Below are 19,727 nucleotides of genomic sequence, written 5' to 3' on the forward strand. Positions count from 1 at the left end.
TACCTTTGATCCTGATTTTGGTAATAAAAAGAATAATAAATAGAAAAATTATATTCTATTTACAGATGCCGAAATAAAGTATTGCCTCTTCATAATTTTATTACTATTTTCACATAAGTGTAAATGTTACATTAATAAGTTATGAAACAATTTAGGAAGTTTATATCTTTACCAATAAATTATTATATATGCTAAACAGTTATAGCTCTGCTGATAAGGTTTTACTAGCGGTAGATTGTATTATTTTTGGATTCGACAGTGAAGGTCTAAAAATACTTTTAATCAAAAGAGATTTTGAACCTGAAAAAGGAAAATGGTCCTTGATTGGAGGATTTTTAAAGCGTGATGAAATTTTAGATAATGCAGCTATTAGAATATTAAATACGTATACTGGTTTAAACGATATTTATATGGAACAGCTGTATGCTTACAGCGAAATTGATCGTGATCCTGTCGAAAGAACCATTTCTGTCTCCTATTTTGCCTTGATTAATATCGAAAACCACAATGCTGAACTTATTAAAAATTATCATGCTGAATGGTTCCCTATAAATGATGCGCCAAATTTAATTTTTGACCATAATGAAATGGTTCAAAATGCAATAAAAAGACTGCGATATAAAACTTCGATAAAACCAATTGGATTTGAATTACTGCCGGAAAAATTCACCATGCGTCAGCTTTTAGAATTATATGAAGCTATCTTAAGTAAGGAGTTAGACAAAAGAAATTTCATTAGTAAAATAAACTCTCTTGAGATTTTAAATAAACTTGAAGAAAAAGACATGCAGTCGTCCAGAAAAGGATCGTATTTGTACACTTTTAATAAAGAAAAATACGAAGAGAAGTTACTAAATGATTTCGTACTGAATTTATAAAAAAACAAAACCCTGAAATTCCACAATTTTCAGGGTTTTTTCTTCAATAAAACTACTATTAAAAAAAATAAACAAAATTATTATCTTTTAACCTTTGTATTTAGCTGTTATTATGAACACTAACTGCTAAAACATTAATAAGTGTAAAATTTACATTTGCAAATGTAAGCAAAATAATTCTTCAAAAACAAAAAATATCATCTTTATTTTTTTTATTAATAAATAAGAGAGTTTTTAATCAAACAACGATTTAACTATAGTATGAATAACTGCATGTTAAATTCTTTACTAAATTACTACAAAGAATTTCGCATTATTAAGGAGGACTTGTTTTCGATTTGTTCCTTTTTTCCCTTTAAAACCATTTCTGCCAAAATTTTTCCCATCGCTTCAAAATGAGTAGAAATTGTAGTAATTCCGCTGGCTACCACTTTTTTTAAAGGAGTTTCATTATAAGAAATAATTCCAAAATCTGTTCCGAGTTTTAAATTTTGATCTCTCGCGCTTTCTATTACCCGAACCAAATCACGATCATTTGGTATAATGTACAAATCTCCTGCATTTATCTTTCTATTTGTAAATTCGGCAATAATTTCAGATTCAAAATTATGTGCCGCACAAAAATCTTCAAAACCCATTTTCATTCCTATTGGCTCTCGGAAACCTGGAAAAATCAAAATCAATTTCTGATATTTAGCCAAACGTTCTTTTCCCTTCTCTAATCCTTCAAAAATATCCTTTTGATGATTCTGATAAATTGCAGGATACGATTTTAAGTCAGCGTTTGTCTGATCCAGTATAATAACATCACCCACTGGTAGGGTTTTTATAGAGTCAACTATATCTTTTAAATTTGTTGGCATTAAAATGTATTTCGTATAATTCCCAACACTGTCATTAATCAGTTTCTGAAAAACAACATTATTAAAATGATGAAAGTAAATATCGACCTGAACATTTTTCCCAATATTGTTTAAAAAGGAGTTATAAATATCTTCTTTGAAAATATTCAATTCATCAAATAACAAAAAAATCTTCTGCTTAATCGTGATTTCTACACTCTTAACGTAGTATCCTTTTCCGGGAATAGCATAAATAATACCTCTTTTTTTGAGTTCTTCGTATCCTAACAAAACGGTATCTCGGGATAATGAAAATGCCAGACAAACTTTATTTACAGAGGGCAATCTGTCTCCTTTAACCAGTTTTTCGTCTTCAATTGCTTTTTCTATTGAAAGAATAATCTGCTTATATTTTGGCAGACCAATGTTGTTTTGAATCGAAATTATGTTCATATAAAATAAAGGTCTTTTAAAATTTATACAAAAACTGGTAGGTACCGGTATGCAAAAATAAAGAATGTTTTTATTTTTGACTTTCATTTTTCTAAAATTTTAATGAAAACAATGAACAAATCACATAGTAACGCAACTTCTAATGCCGATTTTTCTGATTTCGAATCAGATATTGAAAAAATTCGTTCTTTCGAGTTATCGAATAGAAACGGAATGAGGGTTCAGGTTTTAAATTACGGTGCAACTATTAGTTCCATTCAGATTCCAATTTCTGAAGGTAAAATTGTTGATGTTGTTTTGGGATTTGACTCTCCAAAGTCTTATTTAGAATCTTATAATTTACCAAGCGCTCCTTATTTTGGAACAACGGTTGGGCGTTATGCGGGGCGAATTCACAATGGACTTTTTTCTTTAAATGGAAAAACATACCAATTAACAAAAAACAATAACGGAAACTCTTTACACGGCGGAAATATTGGTTTTGGGAAAAAAATATGGAATGTTACCAATCAAACTTCTAATGAAAATCCGTCGATAACATTTAGTCTTTTAAGTGAAGATCTTAATGAAAATTATCCTGGAGAATTACAAGTTGACTTAACTTACACGTTGACAGAAGATAATGAGCTGAAATTAACTTATAAAGCAATTTCAACAGAAGATACTATTATAAATTTAACGCATCATAGTTATTTTAATCTTGATGGTCACGATGGCAGTGTTCTGGATCAAAAAGTTTTTATTGATGCCGAAAAAATGCTGGAAACTAATCAAGAGAATATCCCAACTGGAAAATTTATTGATCTCAGCAACCATGAATTTGATTTTAGAACTGAAAAAAAATGCCCGGCTTCGATCGACAACTCTTTTGTTGTCAATAAAACCAATAATCCCTCAGCATCTTTATTTAGTTCAAAAAACAATTTAAAAATGAACGTTTATACGGATCAGCCAAGTGTACATATATATGTAGGCGGTAATTGTTTTGACATTTTAAAAGGAAAAAACGAAACTGCTTATCATAAAACGAGCGGGATTTGCTTTGAAACTCAAAATTTTCCAGATGCTCCCAACCAAGCGCATTTTCCTAATTCAGTTTTAAGAAAAGGTGAAACATATAATCAAGAAACCGTTTATAAATTTGAAATTTTAAACTAAAAACGGTAAACTAATTACAGTATAATGAATGACATTTTAATACAAAACACTACTGCTTTTTTCGAAAAATCTTTTGGGACTAAACCAGAAAAAATAGTACTTTCTCCAGGAAGAATCAACATTATTGGCGAACATATTGACTATAATGATGGTTATGTTTTACCTGCAGCAATTGACAAAGTAATTTGCTTTGCTTTGGAAAAAAACAATTCTAAAAAATCAAAAATAATTGCCATCGACTTAAACGAGCAATTTGAAATTGATTTAACTCAGGAAGTAAAATTAAGCGATATTGTCTGGACAAATTATATTCAAGGCGTTATTAAACAATTGCAGGATAATGGCTTTTCCTTTGAAGGTTTCAATTGTGTTTTCAGCAGTAATATTCCTGTTGGTTCGGGATTATCATCATCTGCCGCTTTAGAATGTGGAATGATTTTCGGAATTCAACAGCTTTTCGATTTAAAAATTGAAAAAGTAGATATAGCATTATTAGGACAAAAGGCTGAACACTGGGTGGGAATTAACTGCGGTATAATGGATCAATTTTCGAGTGTGCTTGGTCTTGAAAACAAAGTTATTCAATTAGACTGCAATACATTAGGCTATCATTATCATAATGCTGATTTTAAAGATTATTCTTTGGTTTTATTTGACAGTAATGTTAAACATTCTCTTTTTACATCTGAGTACAATACACGCAGAATAGAATGTGAGCAGGGATTATCAATAATTAAAAGTCATTTTCCTGAGGTAAAAAGTTTTAGAAATTGTACCGAGGAACAACTTTTAAGTATTCAAGACAAAATGGATGAAACTGTTTTTAAAAGAGTTCATTATGTGGTAAAAGAAATTAATCGTGTTATAAAAGCCTGCGAAGCGCTGGACAAAGGAAATATAGAAGAATTAGGACAATTGCTCTTTGAAACACATTATGGTTTATCTCAGGAATACGAAGTAAGCTGTGCCGAATTGGATATGCTTGTTGATACGGCAAAAGCAGATAATACTATCATTGGTTCTCGCTTAATGGGCGGCGGTTTTGGCGGGTGCACCATTAATTTAATTAAAAAAGGTCATGAAAATGAGGTAAAAAGTAAGTTTTCAAATCTTTATTTAAATACATTTGGGATTGAATTAAAATTTTACGACGTAAAAATCTCAAACGGAACAACATTACTTTAAATACCACACCGAAAAAATGAAAAACTTTGACATTAACGAAGATCCTCACAGACGTTTTAATCCTTTACTCAATGAATGGGTTTTAGTTTCACCTCATCGTGCGAAACGTCCTTGGCAGGGTCAAAACGAAACCATTTCGACTGAGAAACTTCCTAAACATGACCCAACTTGTTATTTGTGTCCGGGAAATGTTCGTGCAAACGGCGTAAGTAATCCTGCATACAAAAACAGTTTTGTATTCGACAATGATTTTGCTGCTTTAAAACAAGATGAGATCATTTTTGAAGAAGATATTAAACATACCTTTTTTAAGGCAGAACCTGAACAAGGAATTTCGAGAGTGGTTTGTTTTTCACCAAGACACGACTTGACGCTTCCTGAAATGGAAGTTGCCGATATTGAAAACATTATTAAAACTTGGCAAAAAGAATATGCTGATCTAGGAAGTATTAAATACATTAACCATGTTCAGATTTTTGAAAATAAAGGAAGCGTTATGGGATGCAGCAACCCGCATCCGCATGGGCAGATCTGGGCGCAGTCATCATTGCCTACTCAGGTTGAAAAAACGCACAAAAGCTTAAAAGCGTATTACGACAAAAATCAAAGAACACTGCTTGAAGATTATGTGAAGGCTGAATTGAGAGTTGGCAGTCGAATTGTAATCGAAAACGACCATTTTGTTGCATTAGTTCCGTTTTGGGCAATCTGGCCTTATGAAACTATGATTGTGAGCAAAAATCCAATTAGCAAAATCACCGATTTTAATGCCGAAGAAGTTACCGCTTATGCCAAAATTTTAAAGCAGCTTACCATTAAATACGATAATTTATTCAGCACATCATTTCCTTATTCTTCAGGAATTCATCAAGCGCCAACAGATAATTTTGATCATCCAGAATGGCATTTTCACATGCATTTTTATCCACCGCTGCTTCGCTCAGCAACTGTAAAAAAATTCATGGTCGGCTATGAAATGATGGGAGAATCGCAAAGAGATATTACACCAGAAAAAAGTGCTGAAATTTTAAGACAACAATCAGACGTTCATTATAAATAAAAATTGGCTGAATTTTTCTTACAAAATAAGTATTGGATCGAAAATTTAACATAATAATTTATTTATAAATGTAAATAATACATTTACAACAGCAGATATATAACTTTTTATTTTAAATTTGGCTTCCGTTCTTTTTTTTGTAAAAAAATAACAGAATAAAAACACATTTTTCATTTTTTAAACAAATTAAACCATACAAAACCACAAAAAACAATCGCTATACTAATTATCTAATATACCATTATCAATGAACCAGAACCTCACTATTGCAGATTATGCAGTATTTATTATCTATTTTCTCGTAGTATCTATCTATGGATATACGATTTATCGCAAACGCGAAAAAAACGAACACGATGCCAAGGCTTATTTCCTTGCCGAAGGAACACTTACTTGGTGGGCAATTGGAGCTTCATTAATTGCATCAAACATTTCGGCTGAACAATTTATCGGAATGAGCGGTGAAGGTTTCTTCTTAGGAATTGCAGTTGCTGCTTATGAATGGATTGCTGCTATTGCTTTGATTATTGTTGCAGTTTGGTTTATTCCTGTATATCTTAAGAATAAGATTTACACGATGCCTCAGTTCTTAAAAACACGTTACAATGAATCGACGGCTTTAATCATGGCAGTTTTCTGGTTGTTTTTATATGTATTTGTAAACCTTACTTCTATTTTATATTTAGGAGCAGTTGCCATTAATGGTCTTGCTGGCGGAGAATATCTTCATGCCATTATGATAGGCTTAGCTGTTTTTGCATTAATTATCTCTTTAGGAGGAATGAAAGTTGTGGCTTATACCGATGTAATTCAGGTAGCGGTTTTAATCATTGGAGGTTTAGTTACAACTTATATTGCTTTGACTGTAGTATCTGATCATTTTGGTTTTGGAAAAGATGCTCTTGCAGGTTTCAATCTATTAATGGAAAAAGCACCTGAACATTTCAAAATGATAATTGAAAGACCTACTGCTTCTTCATCTCAACTTGAAATTGATAAATATTTAACTTTCCCTGGTTTAATGTCTTATTTAGCAGGTATCTGGATTATCAACCTTAACTATTGGGGATGTAACCAATATATTACTCAAAGAGCTTTAGGTGCCGATTTACAAACTGCACGTAATGGTATTTTGTTTGCAGGATTCTTAAAGTTATTAATGCCTTTAATCGTTATGTTACCTGGAATTGCTGCTTACGTTTTATATCAAAATGGTGGCTTACCACAATTGATTGGCGGAAAAGACGGAGCTTACTCGGCAATGTTAACTTTCCTTCCAACAGGTTTAAAAGGATTATCTGTTGCTGCATTAACTGCTGCTATCGTAGCATCATTAGCTGGTAAAGTAAATAGTATTTCGACAATCTATACTTTAGACGTTCATAAAAAATACATTCAAAAAAATGCGAGTGACAGACACCAAGTAAATATCGGAAGATATGCTGTTTTTGCTGCTATGCTTTTAGCCGTATTATTTACATGGAATGACATATTAGGAATTGGCGGTGTTGGCGGATTTACTTATATTCAAAAATATACTGGCTTTATTAGCCCTGGAGTTTTTGCGATGTTCTTCCTTGGAATGTTCTGGAAAAGAACAACTGGAACTGCAGCAATTGTGGGTGTAATTTTAGGATTTGTATTGTCTGTTTTATTCAATGAATATGCTCCAATGCTTTTCGGAAATGAAACCTTATTATATACCGCTTATTCTAATGGAAAAGGCGCATTCGAAATTCCGTTCCATATTTGTATGGGATTATCATTCTTCTTTACAATGCTGGCAATGATTGCAATCAGTTTTGCTGGACCTAAAGTAAACCCTAAAGCATTTGAAATTGATTCTGAAATGTTTAAAGTTAAACCACAAACTACTGTGTTAATCGTAATTACTTTATTGATTATTGTAGCATTATATGTGAAGTTCTGGTAACAAAATTTTACAAATACTATTTAATAAAAAAGAGGATTCTAAATTTAGAATCCTCTTTTTTATTACAGTGCAACAATAGAAAAAACCAGATTATTCCGAGCTTTGTTCTTTTTGCATATTTAGTAAATACGCCATATTTGCAATTACATGATCGTGTTTCTTGACAAACGAATTTTCTTCATTCCAAACATAACCAGCCAAAACAGCGCATATTTTTTCTTTTACTTCAGGATTTTCCGGCTGATGGAAAAATAAAGTCTGCAGATTTCCGGTGTACCATTCTTGTACATATGTTGTGAAAACTGCAATTCCACGTTTCATATATTGGGTAAACTCAACTTCCCAATCAACAGGAGTTCCTTGCGCTTCTTTCAAATATAATTTTGCAGCCAGCATTCCAGATTCAGTTGCAAAAGCTACACCTGACGAGAAAACAGGATCTAAAAATTCTGAACTGTTTCCCGTTAAAGCAAAACCATCGCCGTACATTCTTTTTACAGCTCTAGAATAATTCTCCAATTTTACAGGCTCAAACAAAAACTCAGTTCCCTGAAATCTTTTAATATAAAAGTCTGATAGCTGAATAGCATTTTTCAAAGCCTCGGCATTATCTTTATTCTCAGAAAGAGAATTGATAAAATCAGTCGGGCCAACAACTCCTAAACTCGTGTTTCCGTTAGAAAACGGAATTACCCATAACCATACTTGGGTTTCTAGTATATCAAATGAAATTTGAGTTCCTTCTTCTCCTTCTTCTCTATTAATATCTTTTACGTGTGTAAATATTGAGGAATGCGGATCTAATTTTGAAGGCGTATCCAAATCTAAAAGTCTTGGTAAAACACGTCCATAACCGCTTGAATCGATAATAAACTTCGCGTGAATTTCTTTTAAATTCCCATCCTTATCTTTTACAATAGTTTTAGAATTTTTCCCTTCAAAAGAAACTTCCAAAACCTCTGTTTCAAATTCCAGATCAACACCTTTTCGCACGACTTCCTGAGCCATTGTATTATCAAAATCAGCACGTGGAACCTGCCAGGTCCAATCCCAGCCTTCTCCAAATTTCTTACTGAAATCAAAAACACAAATTTCTTCACCTCTTATAAAACGAGCTCCCAGCTTCTTTTCAAAATTCATTGCATTAAGAGCGTCAAGCAATTCTGCCTCAGCAAAATGATCCATTACTCTAGGAATTAAGCTTTCGCCAACAACAAGTCTCGGAAACCTTTGTTTTTCAACAACTTTTACCTTAACATTGTTTTTATGAAGATACGATGCCGATACGCATCCAGAGGGTCCGGCGCCTATCACTAAAACATCTACAAACTCCTTTGTCATAATAAAAATATTATCAATTATTACCTTACATTTGCCATCATCAAAATAACTACATTTATTTTGATTAATAAAATTAAATTAGCACAATCAAAACCGATTTAATGAATACAATTAATGAATATTTAAGTTTAGCAGAATTCGAATCTATTATATTTGGAAATAATAAAGTTGCAATCAGCGATGTCGTTCTAAACCGAGTAAATGAAAGCTTTAATTTCCTAAAAGAATTTTCTGGAAACAAAGTAATTTACGGCGTAAATACTGGCTTTGGTCCAATGGCGCAATATAGAATTAAAGAATCTGATCAAATTCAGCTTCAATATAATTTAATCCGAAGCCACTCATCTGGAACCGGAAAACCTTTAAGTCCAATTTGTGCAAAAGCAGCAATTCTAGCACGATTAAATACACTTTCATTAGGAAACTCAGGCGTTCATCCGTCAGTAATCAACCTAATGTCTGAACTTATAAATAGAGATATTACGCCATTAATCTTCGAACACGGCGGTGTTGGTGCCAGCGGTGACTTAGTACAGTTATCTCACTTAGCTTTAGTTTTAATTGGTGAAGGCGAAGTTTTTTACAAAGGCGAAAGAAGACCAACTCCAGAAGTTTTTGAAATTGAAGGCTTAAAACCAATTCAAGTAGAAATTAGAGAAGGTTTAGCACTAATCAACGGAACTTCGGTTATGACCGGAATTGGTGTTGTAAATGTATATCACGCTAAAAAATTATTAGACTGGTCATTAAAATCTTCATGTGCTATCAACGAATTAGTTCAAGCTTATGATGATCATTTCTCAGAAGAATTAAACCAAACCAAACGTCATAAAGGACAACAGGAAGTGGCGGCGAAAATACGTCAAAATCTTTCAGACAGTACTTTAATTCGTAAAAGAGAAGACCATTTGTATTCTGGTGAAAATACCGAAGAAATCTTCAAGGAAAAAGTACAGGAATACTATTCATTAAGATGCGTTCCTCAAATTCTTGGACCGGTTTTAGAAACCATTAATAACGTTGCTTCAATTTTAGAAGACGAATTTAACTCGGCAAACGATAACCCAATTATCGACGTAAAAAACAAACACGTTTACCACGGAGGAAATTTCCACGGAGATTATATTTCGCTTGAAATGGACAAATTGAAAATTGTTATTACAAAATTAACGATGCTGGCAGAACGTCAATTGAATTATTTATTAAATTCAAAAATCAACGAACTGCTGCCTCCATTTGTAAATTTAGGAACATTAGGATTTAATTTCGGAATGCAGGGTGTTCAGTTTACTGCAACTTCAACAACCGCAGAAAGCCAAATGTTATCAAACCCAATGTACGTTCACAGTATCCCGAACAACAACGACAATCAAGATATTGTAAGTATGGGAACCAACTCGGCTGTTATTACCTCAAAAGTAATCGAAAATGCTTTTGAAGTTCTGGCTATCGAAATGATTACCATTGTTCAGGCAATTGATTATTTAGAACAAAAAGATAAAATTTCATCGGTTTCTAAAAAATGGTACGATGAAATTCGAAACATAATTCCTACTTTTAAAGAAGATCAGGTGATGTATCCTTTCGTTCAAAAAGTAAAAGATCATTTGATCAACAATTAAAACTTGTTTTACAGTATTAATATTGAATCTTAAAATCATGAAAAAACCATTTATTTTTTTGTTGCTCGTATTTATTCAAGTTGTTAATAGTCAAGAATTGGCATTAGTTAAAAAGAATTCAAAAATTGGATATATCTCTAAAGATGGATCTTTTAAAATTGAACCGCAGTACAAATCTGCTAAAAGTTTCTCTGAAGGTTTGGCCGCAGTAGAAAATGGCGGAAAATGGGGTTTTATTGATGCAAAAGGAGAATGGGTAATTCCGGCTGATTTTAAAGATGCTAAAGATTTTAACGACGGAATTGCTATAGTGCAAAAAGATAAGCAATGGGTTTATATTGATAAAAAAGGTGAAATTCAAAAAAATCCTGCATCAGATAAATTATTCGATTTTAATAATGGTGTTGCTTTTTTCAGACAAAATAATAAAGTTGGACTGATCAACAATAAAATGGCAATTGTTTTAGAACCAAAATACGATCAGATCAAACCTTTTGAAAATGGTTTTGCAAGAGTGGAACTGAATAAAAACTGGGGAATTATAAATGCTGAAGGAAAAGAAGTAGTTGAGCCGGCTTACGCCGAAATTGGAAACTATTTTAAAAACACAACTTGGGCTAGAAAAGACAAAACTTTTGGACTTGTAAGCGCTGGTAAATTTATTCCAGTTGATGGAGCCGAAAAAATTTGGGATTTTGAAACACAAGATTTGACGTTTGCTAAAAAGAATGGAAAAATTGGATACATTGACTTAAAAGGAAACTGGACCATTTTACCGATATATGATAAAGGAAAAGCTTTTTCTAAAAATTTAGCACCCGTTTTAGTTGGAAAAAAATGGGGATACATTAATCCAAAAGCAGAATTTGTAATTGAACCAACTTATAACGATGCCGAAGTTTTTAGTGCAAATGGTTTAGCTCCAGTTAAAGAAAGCAATTGGGGATTTATTAATGAATCTGGAAAACTGATTATTCCAACCCAATATGGCATTACTGCAAATGCAATTATTGCCATGTTTACCCAGCAAGATAAAGGCTTTATAGATGGTGTTGCAAGAGTAAAAAATGAAGGAAAATGGGGTTTTCTTAAACCAGACGGAACAGTATTAAGTAATCAATGGTTTGAAAATGCTGAACTATTTTCAAAATCTGCAGAAAAACCTCAACCAGTTGCAGCTCCCGCTGAAGCTCCAAAACAAGAAACAAAAACAACAAAACCTGCTGCTAAATCGACACCGAAACCAGCAGCTAAGAAAAAGAAATAAATTTCACTTATGAAATGTGTATTAGTAACAGGCGGTTCTAGAGGAATTGGAAGTGCTATTTGTAAAAAATTAGCTGTTGAATCTAATTATCATATTCTGATCAATTACCATTCAAACAAAACTGCTGCTGAAGCAACACTTCAGGAAATACAAAAATTAGGAGCAACAGGAGAAATCTTAGGTTTTGATGTTGCTAATTTTGAACAAGTACAAGATGTTTTAACAAAATGGCAGGAAACTAATCCTGAAGCTATTGTAGAAGCTATTGTAAATAACGCCGGAATTACAAAAGATGGTCTTTTTATGTGGATGACTCCCGAAGACTGGAACGGTGTTGTAAACACAAGTTTAAACGGATTTTTTAATGTAACGCAGTTTTTCATTCAAAAAATGCTGCGTAATAAATATGGCCGAATCGTAAATATGGTTTCGGTTTCTGGTGTAAAAGGAACAGCAGGACAAACCAATTATTCCGCAGCAAAAGGCGCAATTGTTGCTGCCACAAAAGCATTGGCACAAGAAGTAGCAAAACGTAACATTACCGTAAATGCTGTTGCCCCGGGATTCATTAGAACTGACATGACGAGCGAACTGGACGAGAAAGAATTATTAAAACTAATTCCTGTAAATCGTTTTGGCGAAGCCGAAGAAGTAGCAGATTTGGTAAGCTTTTTGATTTCAAAAAAATCAAGTTATATTACCGGTGAAATTATCAATATAAACGGAGGGATATATTCTTAAAAAATATTTTAAACACATAGAAACATAGAATTTTATGTGAAAAGAATGCAAAAAAGAAATGCATTTCTTTAACATAGATTGCTATGTGTATTTCAAATAAGTGAAACGCCTATTTTGAGTTTACAAAAGCTATGTTACTATGTGTTAAAAACAAAATTACACGTAACGGATATAAAATTACTTTGAAAGACGATGAATAAGAGAGTTGTAATTACTGGAATGGGAATTTATTCTTGTATCGGAACTTCTTTAGATGAAGTGAAGGAATCATTATATAACGGAAAATCAGGTATTCAATTTGATTCTGACCGAAAAGAGTTTGGTTTTCAATCAGCCTTAACAGGAATGGTTCCGAAAGCTGATTTAAAAAATTTATTGACACGCAGACAACGTATGAGCATTGGTGAAGAAACCGAATATGCTTATATGGCGACTATCGAAGCATTGAAAAATGCTAATATTGACGATGCTTTTTTTGAGAATCGCGAGGTTGGAATTATGTACGGAAATGACAGCGTTTCTAAAGCTGTTATTGATGCTACAGATATTGTACGTGAGAAAAAAGATACCGCTTTAATTGGTTCTGGAGCTATTTTTAAATCGATGAATTCTACTGTTACAATGAATCTTTCAACGATTTTTAAACTGCGAGGCATTAATTTAACTGTTAGTGCAGCTTGTGCGAGCGGTTCACATTCTATCGGGCTTGCTTATTTTTTAATAAAAAGCGGTTTTCAAGATATTATTATTACCGGCGGCGCACAAGAAATTAATAAATATGCCATGAGCAGTTTTGATGGATTAGGCGTTTTTTCGAATAGAGAAAATGATCCCGAAAAAGCTTCTAGACCTTTCGACAAAGATCGCGACGGATTAATTCCAAGCGGCGGCGGTGCAACTTTAATTCTAGAAAGTTACGAATCTGCGATTGCACGCGGCGCAAACATTATTGCCGAAGTTTCGGGTTACGGTTTTTCATCAAACGGCGGACATATTTCAACTCCAAATGTCGAAGGACCTGCCACAGCAATGCAAAGAGCTCTTGACGACGCAAAACTAAAAGCATCAGATATTGAGTATATCAATGCGCACGCAACTTCAACTCCCGTTGGAGATGCAAATGAAGCTAAAGCTATCTTTGAAGTTTTTGGCGAGAAAAACCCATACGTAAGTTCTACAAAATCAATGACAGGTCACGAATGCTGGATGGCTGGAGCAAGTGAAGTCATTTATTCTATCATAATGATGCAGCACGATTTTATTGCACCAAACATCAATTTAGACAACCCTGATGAAGATGCTTCTAAATTAAATTTAGTTAAAACTACGTTAAACAAAAAATTTGACATATTTTTGTCCAATTCTTTCGGTTTCGGAGGAACCAACTCTGCGTTGGTGGTTAAAAAGTTTAAATTAAACAATGAATAAAGAAGAGATTATAGCAAGAATTAATGGTTTTTTAGTTGATGAATTTGAAGTTGACAATGACGACATTGAACCAAATGCTAATTTAAAAGATACACTTGGGTTAGACAGTCTGGATTATGTTGATTTAGTAGTTTCGATAGAATCTAACTTTGGTGTAAAACTAGTGGAGGCAGATTTTGTTGGAATTTCTGATTTTCAAAGTTTCTACGACCTTATTGAAACCAAATTAAAAGCCAAAACAGCTTAATGAGTCAATGGGATGGCAAATCAAAAGGAACTGTTTTAGGCTATAGAATATTCGTTTTTTTAATACAAAAAGCGGGTATAAAGTCTGCTTATGTCCTGCTTTATTTTGTTGCCTCTTATTACTTTCTGTTTTTAAAAAAAAGCAATCGAGCTATTTTTTATTACTTTAAAGAAAGACTCAACTATTCCTATTTCCAATCAAAAAAAATGGTTTTCAAAAGTTACTATACTTTTGGACAGACCATTATTGATAAAATTTCCATTTCGGCTGGAATGCGAAACAAATTCACCTATGAGTTTGACGGAATCGAAACGCTGAAAAAACTTTTAGCCGAAAAAAAAGGCGGTGTTTTAATTAGCGCTCATGTTGGAAATTTTGAAATCGCAGAACATTTTCTAGGCGACATCGATCTTAATTTTCAAATTAATTTAGTCACAACAGACTTAGAGCATTCTGCTATTAAAAATTATTTAGCCAGCGTTACTCAAAAACCAACCGTAAAATTCATCATCATCAAAGACGATTTGTCTCATATTTTTGAGATTAATGCCGCTTTAGCCAATAATGAATTAGTCTGCTTTACCGGAGATCGCTACTTTGAAGGAACAAAATCACTTTCAGAAAACATTTTAGGCAAAGAAGCCAGCTTTCCGGCAGGACCATTTTTAATCGCTTCAAGACTAAAAGTTCCCGTTGTATTTGTTTATGTTATGAAAGAACCAAATCTGCATTATCATTTATACGCAAGAGAAGCCACAGTTAAACATCGTGACGAAAAAGCACTCTTGAAAGAGTATGTAACCAGCGTAGAAAATATCTTAAAAAAATATCCGCTTCAATGGTTTAATTATTTCGATTTTTGGAATGATTTACCATAATTGGTAAAAAATAACGCAGGTTTTTTCTCATTTTTGTCATTTCGACGAAGGAGACTCGAGCGAAAGTGAACAGGCGAAGCAAATCTCCACGAGAAGCTCTAAAAAGATTGGCTTATAAGAACGGAGCTACTTACGAAGATTTCTCCCTTCGTCGAAATGACAAACTGTGCTTTAAAGTGTTCTGCTAGATTAAAAACCCACCATAAATCCACATCCAAAAAAACTTATAAAACGAAACATTAAACAAGAAAATTCGTTTAAATAAATTTGCCTATTTTTGTTCGCAACCATAGCCAATCAACCCAAATGAAAAAAGTTCTCGTTATTTATTATACTCAATCCGGACAATTAGAAAGCATTGCACAAAACATTGCAAAACCATTTTTAGATTCAGAGGAAATAGATGTAACTTTTTACCAAATACAATTAGAAAAACCTTTTCCTTTTCCTTGGAATAAGGATTCATTCTTTGATGCCTTTCCAGAATCATTTTTACAGATTCCAACCGCTCTAAAACCAGTTCCAGAAGATATTTTAAATACGAAATTCGACTTGGTGCTTTTCAACTATCAAGTTTGGTATTTATCGCCTTCCATTCCTATTAACTCTTTTTTGAAAAGCGGCGAAGCAAAAAAAATTCTAAACAATACACCCGTAATCACCATCAGCGGTTCACGAAATATGTGGATAATGGCGCAGGAAAAAATCAAAACCCTGCTTAAAGAAGCCAATGCACAATTAGTAGGAAACGTTGCTCTAGTAGATCGTGTTGGAAACCTAATCAGCGTTATTACAATCGTAGAATGGATGTTCTCTGGCGTTAAGAAAAAATACTTAGGTATTTTTCCGCTTCCAGGAGTTTCAGAAAAAGACATTCAGGAATCTCCAAAATTTGGAGAAATAATACTTACAGATCTAAAAACGAACAGTTTGAATGATCTACAACCAAAATTAGTCGCAAATGGCGCCGTAAAAATCAGTCCCTATTTAGTGACCGTAGACAAAACCGCCAATAAAATTTTTAATAAATGGTCAAACCTCATTTATAAAAATCAAAAAAACCGAAAACTGCTTCTAAAAGTATTTAATGTTTATTTATTCCTTGCGATTTGGTTAATCTCGCCAATAGTGTATATATTGCACCTTATTTCCTACCCATTTAAGTTAAAAACCATAAAAAGAGAAACTCAATATTATCAAGGAGTTTAGCATACTAAATTAGATTATGTTTGAAGTATATATCACCAAAGCTGCAAAATATTTGCCAAACGACGCTGTTTCGAATGATGAAATGGAAGCCTATTTAGGCCTTATCAACGATACTGCCTCAAAAGCAAGACGTATTATTTTGCGCAACAACAAAATTACAAGCCGTTATTACGCTGTTGATAAAACAGGAAAAAGTACACACAGTAATGCCGAATTAACACGAAATGCTATTTTACCGTTGTTCGACGAAAACTTTACATCTCAGGATCTAGAAGTACTTTCGTGCGGAACCTCAACTCCTGATATATTCCTGCCTTCGCACGCTGCGATGGTTCATGGTCTCTTAAAAAACAAATCGGTAGAACTAAACTCTTCAACAGGAGTTTGCTGTGCTGGAATGAATTCATTAAAATTTGGTTTTCTTTCTATAAAATCTGGAAATTCAAAAAATGCAATCTGTACAGGATCAGAAAAAGTTTCGACCTGGCTGAATGCTCAAAAATACAATCACGAAGCCGAAAATTTAAAAAGTCTGGAAGAGCAGCCCATTATTGCTTTCAAAAAAGACTTTTTAAGATGGATGCTGTCTGACGGTGCCGGCGCTTTTTTATTAGAAAATAAACCAAGAGGTCCGATTTCTCTAAAAATAGAATGGATGGAAGCTTTTTCGTATGCTTACGAACTAGAAACATGCATGTATGCAGGAGGTGATAAACTAGAAAACGGCGAAATCAAATCATGGAGCGATTACGCACCAGAACAATGGTTGAACGAATCTGTTTTTGCCATCAAACAAGATGTAAAACTACTGGACGAATTTATTCTTTCTAAAGGCGCAGAAAGCATGAAAGATGCCATGGATAAAAACAATATTAAATCTGACGATATTACTTATTTTATTCCTCACGTTTCTTCTAACTTTTTTGTTGAAGGATTAAAAAAAGGATTAAATGAAAGAGGCATCGGAATGAATGATGATAAATGGTTTATGAATCTTTCTAGAGTGGGTAATGTAGGTTCGGCCTCCATATATTTAGCTTTAGAAGAATTAATGAATTCAGGAAACTTGAAAAAAGGAGACAAAATTCTTTTATCAGTTCCAGAAAGCGGAAGATTCTCTTTTGCCTACGCTTATTTAACAGTTTGCTAATGGAAACAACAGCACTTTTAGAAAAAGAAACGGTCGAAAATTTATTGCCTCAAAAGTTTCCTTTTGTAATGGTTGATGCAATGTATTCTTATACCGAAACTTCTTTGATTTCGGGTTTAACAATTCAGAACGATAACATTTTTACCGAAAACAATATTTTTCTAGAAGCAGGTTTAATTGAACACATGGCACAATCTGTTGCCTTGCATACTGGTTATCAGTTTTTTTTAAGAAACGAAACTGCGCCGACTGGATATATTGGTTCTATTAAAGAAATTGCAATTAAAAAACTGCCAGAAATTAACGATTCTATTCAATCTGAAGTTACCATTTTACAAGAATTTGCCGGTATCACTTTAGTGAATATTGTTACCAAATTAAATAATGAAGAAATTGCAAACGGACAAATGAAAACCGTTTTAGCCAAATAATATAAAAATTGAATACTGGAGTTGACATACAAAATTATCTGCCGCACCGAGCACCAATGCTTATGGTAGATTTGATTTTGGATATAGATGCCAACTTTGTAGAAACCACTTTTTTGATAAAAGAAGACAATATTTTTGTTGCCAATACTATTTTTACCGAAGCTGGTTTAATCGAAAACACAGCACAAACCTGCTCTGCAATTGTAGGGAAAAAATATTTTTTTGAAGAGGACGGAACAGAAAATGAAAACGTAAATGTAATTGGATTTATCAGCGCTTTAAAAAATGCAAAAATTCATTTACTGCCAAAAGCAGGCAGCACTATAATTACCAGAGCAAATTTAATTTCGAAATTTGCCGGCGACGATTATACTTTATGCACAATGAGCTGCAAAAGTTTACTCGGCGAACAACTGCTCTTAGAATGCGAAATTAATTTATTCATTCAAAAAACAATTTCGGTTCCAGAATAAATCCCAATAGAAACGATAAATGTCATGGAAAAAGAAAATGTACCACAAGATAAAAGTAACTTAACCAAAAACAATGTTAAAGAGCTTTTATACGCGACTGATGAAAACGGCAATTATACCACCACCTTAAGTACAGGCTGGGAACCCAAAACAATTGCATTATCAAATTCTATCGAAGAAATAAACGAACGTATTGCCGAAGCAAAACAACAAGTTAAAACTGGCGAAGTAAGTCCGATTTCTTATTATATGGAACTTAATAAAATGGATCTTACGATTTTGTCAAGCTACGTAGGAATGTGGAAATGGCGCGTAAAAAGACATTTTAAACCTGCTGTTTTTGCCAAATTAAGCGATTCTATTTTGAAAAAATATGCTGATGCTTTTAGCATTTCAGTATCCGAATTAAAAAACTTTAAAACAGATTAATGCAAGTCACTTTTACACATCACCAATCTGCTCACTGTGAAAATGGAGTAGCATCGAATCTGTTAAAAAACAACGGACTCAACATAAGCGAACCAATGGTTTTTGGTATCGGTTCAGGACTTTTCTTTGTGTATTTACCCTTTATAAAAGTCAATTACGCACCAGCAATCAGCTATAGAACTTTACCGGGACAAATTTTTAATAAAGTAGCGACCCGCTTAAATCTTAAAATAAAAAGACAAAAATTTTCATCAACAGTAAACGCAAACAAAGCGCTTGATGAAAATTTAAAAAATAATATTCCAACCGGATTACAAGTTGGCGTTTATAATTTAAGTTATTTCCCTGACGAATACCGTTTTCATTTCAATGCACATAATTTAGTTGTTTACGGAAAAACCGATAAAGACTATTTGATCAGCGATCCTGTTATGGAAACTGTAACCACTTTAACGCACGACGAATTAGACAAAGTACGTTTTGCAAAAGGAGCTTTCGCACCACGCGGACAAATGTATTATCCAATTCAAATTCCAAGTGAAGTCGATTTAAAAAGCGCCATCATTAAAGGAATAAAAAACACTTGCAGAGATATGCTTGCGCCAATGCCAATTGTGGGCGTTCGCGGAATCAAATTTGTATCTAAGCAAATTAGAAAATGGCCTGTAAAACACGGTACCAAAAAAGCCAATCACTATTTGGCACAAATGGTTCGTATGCAGGAAGAAATTGGAACCGGCGGCGGAGGTTTCCGTTTTATTTATGCCGCATTTTTACAAGAAGCTTCTGTTATTTTAAACAATGAAGAACTTAAAGAACTTTCTAAAGAAATGACAAAAATTGGTGATTCATGGCGAGATTTTGCCGTTGAAGCCTCACGAATTTATAAAAACAGAAGTGCCAAAGAAGACGCTTACAATACTATTGCCGATGAACTTCTAGACATTGCCAATAGAGAAGAAATCTTTTTCAAAAAATTAAAAAAAGCCATCAGCTAAGATA

At 33.2% G+C, this 19,727-nt stretch carries 19 protein-coding genes; 17 read left to right on the top strand and 2 right to left on the bottom strand.

Features of this window, described 5'->3' with window-relative positions; all coding sequences use genetic code 11:
* Positions 1-188 precede the first annotated feature (188 nt).
* Positions 189-878: an NUDIX domain-containing protein gene (locus BOW55_RS05180; protein ID WP_129023274.1), complete on the top strand. Its 690-nt coding sequence runs from the start codon at positions 189-191 to the stop codon at positions 876-878.
* 296 nt (positions 879-1,174) lie between these two features.
* Here the strand turns inward: BOW55_RS05180 and BOW55_RS05185 are convergent, their stop codons facing one another.
* Positions 1,175-2,173 (bottom strand): substrate-binding domain-containing protein, encoded by a 999-nt coding sequence (locus tag BOW55_RS05185; protein ID WP_129023275.1) that lies wholly within the window; start codon positions 2,171-2,173, stop codon positions 1,175-1,177.
* A gap of 111 nt (positions 2,174-2,284) precedes the next feature.
* On the opposite strand from BOW55_RS05185, the gene BOW55_RS05190 reads away from it, so the two are divergent.
* From BOW55_RS05190 to BOW55_RS05205, 4 genes are all read left to right on the top strand, one after another.
* The gene (locus BOW55_RS05190) at positions 2,285-3,331 is read left to right on the top strand and encodes an aldose epimerase family protein (RefSeq protein ID WP_241686481.1); all 1,047 of its coding nucleotides are present in this window, start codon (positions 2,285-2,287) and stop codon (positions 3,329-3,331) included.
* 24 nt (positions 3,332-3,355) lie between these two features.
* On the top strand, positions 3,356-4,516 hold the full coding sequence (gene galK / locus BOW55_RS05195; protein ID WP_129023277.1) for a galactokinase: 1,161 nt from the start codon (positions 3,356-3,358) through the stop codon (positions 4,514-4,516).
* A 16-nt stretch (positions 4,517-4,532) separates the two neighbouring features.
* Positions 4,533-5,576 (top strand): UDP-glucose--hexose-1-phosphate uridylyltransferase, encoded by a 1,044-nt coding sequence (locus BOW55_RS05200; protein ID WP_129023278.1) that lies wholly within the window; start codon positions 4,533-4,535, stop codon positions 5,574-5,576.
* A gap of 247 nt (positions 5,577-5,823) precedes the next feature.
* Positions 5,824-7,509, top strand: a complete 1,686-nt coding sequence (locus tag BOW55_RS05205; protein WP_129023279.1) for a sodium/sugar symporter — start codon at positions 5,824-5,826, stop codon at positions 7,507-7,509.
* Between the two features lie 90 nt (positions 7,510-7,599).
* On the opposite strand, the gene BOW55_RS05210 is transcribed toward BOW55_RS05205, so the two are convergent.
* Positions 7,600-8,850: an NAD(P)/FAD-dependent oxidoreductase gene (locus BOW55_RS05210; RefSeq protein ID WP_129023280.1), complete on the bottom strand. Its 1,251-nt coding sequence runs from the start codon at positions 8,848-8,850 to the stop codon at positions 7,600-7,602.
* 101 nt (positions 8,851-8,951) lie between these two features.
* Here BOW55_RS05210 and hutH point away from each other — a divergent pair, with 101 nt between their 5' ends.
* The 12 genes from hutH (at position 8,952) to BOW55_RS05270 (ending at position 19,723) form a co-directional block, all read left to right on the top strand.
* Positions 8,952-10,472: a histidine ammonia-lyase gene (gene hutH / locus BOW55_RS05215; protein WP_129023281.1), complete on the top strand. Its 1,521-nt coding sequence runs from the start codon at positions 8,952-8,954 to the stop codon at positions 10,470-10,472.
* A 37-nt stretch (positions 10,473-10,509) separates the two neighbouring features.
* Positions 10,510-11,739: a WG repeat-containing protein gene (locus BOW55_RS05220; protein ID WP_129023282.1), complete on the top strand. Its 1,230-nt coding sequence runs from the start codon at positions 10,510-10,512 to the stop codon at positions 11,737-11,739.
* A gap of 9 nt (positions 11,740-11,748) precedes the next feature.
* Positions 11,749-12,480, top strand: coding sequence for a 3-oxoacyl-ACP reductase FabG (gene fabG, locus BOW55_RS05225; protein ID WP_129023283.1), 732 nt, complete (start codon positions 11,749-11,751; stop codon positions 12,478-12,480).
* 192 nt (positions 12,481-12,672) lie between these two features.
* Positions 12,673-13,908, top strand: coding sequence for a beta-ketoacyl synthase (locus tag BOW55_RS05230; RefSeq protein ID WP_129023284.1), 1,236 nt, complete (start codon positions 12,673-12,675; stop codon positions 13,906-13,908).
* Positions 13,901-14,155, top strand: a complete 255-nt coding sequence (locus BOW55_RS05235; RefSeq protein WP_089058892.1) for an acyl carrier protein — start codon at positions 13,901-13,903, stop codon at positions 14,153-14,155. Before BOW55_RS05230 ends, BOW55_RS05235 begins: the two co-directional genes overlap by 8 nt.
* Complete coding sequence (locus tag BOW55_RS05240; protein WP_129023285.1) at positions 14,155-15,033, top strand: lipid A biosynthesis acyltransferase; 879 nt, start codon at positions 14,155-14,157, stop codon at positions 15,031-15,033. Before BOW55_RS05235 ends, BOW55_RS05240 begins: the two co-directional genes overlap by 1 nt.
* Before the next feature lie 306 nt (positions 15,034-15,339).
* Complete coding sequence (locus tag BOW55_RS05245; RefSeq protein ID WP_129023286.1) at positions 15,340-16,242, top strand: dialkylrecorsinol condensing enzyme DarA; 903 nt, start codon at positions 15,340-15,342, stop codon at positions 16,240-16,242.
* 16 nt (positions 16,243-16,258) lie between these two features.
* On the top strand, positions 16,259-17,392 hold the full coding sequence (locus BOW55_RS05250) for a beta-ketoacyl-ACP synthase III (RefSeq protein ID WP_129023287.1): 1,134 nt from the start codon (positions 16,259-16,261) through the stop codon (positions 17,390-17,392).
* On the top strand, positions 17,392-17,823 hold the full coding sequence (locus tag BOW55_RS05255; protein ID WP_129023288.1) for a hypothetical protein: 432 nt from the start codon (positions 17,392-17,394) through the stop codon (positions 17,821-17,823). The genes BOW55_RS05250 and BOW55_RS05255 overlap by 1 nt, the downstream gene beginning before the upstream one ends.
* Before the next feature lie 8 nt (positions 17,824-17,831).
* The gene (locus BOW55_RS05260; RefSeq protein ID WP_241686482.1) at positions 17,832-18,296 is read left to right on the top strand and encodes an ABC transporter permease; all 465 of its coding nucleotides are present in this window, start codon (positions 17,832-17,834) and stop codon (positions 18,294-18,296) included.
* Positions 18,297-18,320: 24 nt separating this feature from the next.
* On the top strand, positions 18,321-18,725 hold the full coding sequence (locus tag BOW55_RS05265) for a hypothetical protein (protein ID WP_129023289.1): 405 nt from the start codon (positions 18,321-18,323) through the stop codon (positions 18,723-18,725).
* Entirely contained in the window at positions 18,725-19,723 is a 999-nt protein-coding gene (locus tag BOW55_RS05270; protein ID WP_129023290.1) for a BtrH N-terminal domain-containing protein, read from the top strand. The genes BOW55_RS05265 and BOW55_RS05270 overlap by 1 nt, the downstream gene beginning before the upstream one ends.
* The last annotated feature ends 4 nt before the right edge of the window (positions 19,724-19,727 follow it).

It is taken from the genome of Flavobacterium sp. YO12, from assembly GCF_004119495.1.
In the GTDB taxonomy this organism is placed as follows: Bacteria; Bacteroidota; Bacteroidia; order Flavobacteriales; family Flavobacteriaceae; genus Flavobacterium.

Excerpts from the sequence above, each read along its gene's own strand:
- BOW55_RS05180 (WP_129023274.1), top strand. The coding sequence starts at position 189 with ATGCTAAACAGTTATAGCTCTGCTGATAAGGTTTTACTAGCGGTAGAT.
- BOW55_RS05185 (WP_129023275.1), bottom strand. The coding sequence starts at position 2,173 with ATGAACATAATTTCGATTCAAAACAACATTGGTCTGCCAAAATATAAG.
- BOW55_RS05190 (WP_241686481.1), top strand. The coding sequence starts at position 2,285 with ATGAACAAATCACATAGTAACGCAACTTCTAATGCCGATTTTTCTGAT.
- galK (WP_129023277.1), top strand. The coding sequence starts at position 3,356 with ATGAATGACATTTTAATACAAAACACTACTGCTTTTTTCGAAAAATCT.
- BOW55_RS05200 (WP_129023278.1), top strand. The coding sequence starts at position 4,533 with ATGAAAAACTTTGACATTAACGAAGATCCTCACAGACGTTTTAATCCT.
- BOW55_RS05205 (WP_129023279.1), top strand. The coding sequence starts at position 5,824 with ATGAACCAGAACCTCACTATTGCAGATTATGCAGTATTTATTATCTAT.
- BOW55_RS05210 (WP_129023280.1), bottom strand. The coding sequence starts at position 8,850 with ATGACAAAGGAGTTTGTAGATGTTTTAGTGATAGGCGCCGGACCCTCT.
- hutH (WP_129023281.1), top strand. The coding sequence starts at position 8,952 with ATGAATACAATTAATGAATATTTAAGTTTAGCAGAATTCGAATCTATT.
- BOW55_RS05220 (WP_129023282.1), top strand. The coding sequence starts at position 10,510 with ATGAAAAAACCATTTATTTTTTTGTTGCTCGTATTTATTCAAGTTGTT.
- fabG (WP_129023283.1), top strand. The coding sequence starts at position 11,749 with ATGAAATGTGTATTAGTAACAGGCGGTTCTAGAGGAATTGGAAGTGCT.
- BOW55_RS05230 (WP_129023284.1), top strand. The coding sequence starts at position 12,673 with ATGAATAAGAGAGTTGTAATTACTGGAATGGGAATTTATTCTTGTATC.
- BOW55_RS05235 (WP_089058892.1), top strand. The coding sequence starts at position 13,901 with ATGAATAAAGAAGAGATTATAGCAAGAATTAATGGTTTTTTAGTTGAT.
- BOW55_RS05240 (WP_129023285.1), top strand. The coding sequence starts at position 14,155 with ATGAGTCAATGGGATGGCAAATCAAAAGGAACTGTTTTAGGCTATAGA.
- BOW55_RS05245 (WP_129023286.1), top strand. The coding sequence starts at position 15,340 with ATGAAAAAAGTTCTCGTTATTTATTATACTCAATCCGGACAATTAGAA.
- BOW55_RS05250 (WP_129023287.1), top strand. The coding sequence starts at position 16,259 with ATGTTTGAAGTATATATCACCAAAGCTGCAAAATATTTGCCAAACGAC.
- BOW55_RS05255 (WP_129023288.1), top strand. The coding sequence starts at position 17,392 with ATGGAAACAACAGCACTTTTAGAAAAAGAAACGGTCGAAAATTTATTG.
- BOW55_RS05265 (WP_129023289.1), top strand. The coding sequence starts at position 18,321 with ATGGAAAAAGAAAATGTACCACAAGATAAAAGTAACTTAACCAAAAAC.
- BOW55_RS05270 (WP_129023290.1), top strand. The coding sequence starts at position 18,725 with ATGCAAGTCACTTTTACACATCACCAATCTGCTCACTGTGAAAATGGA.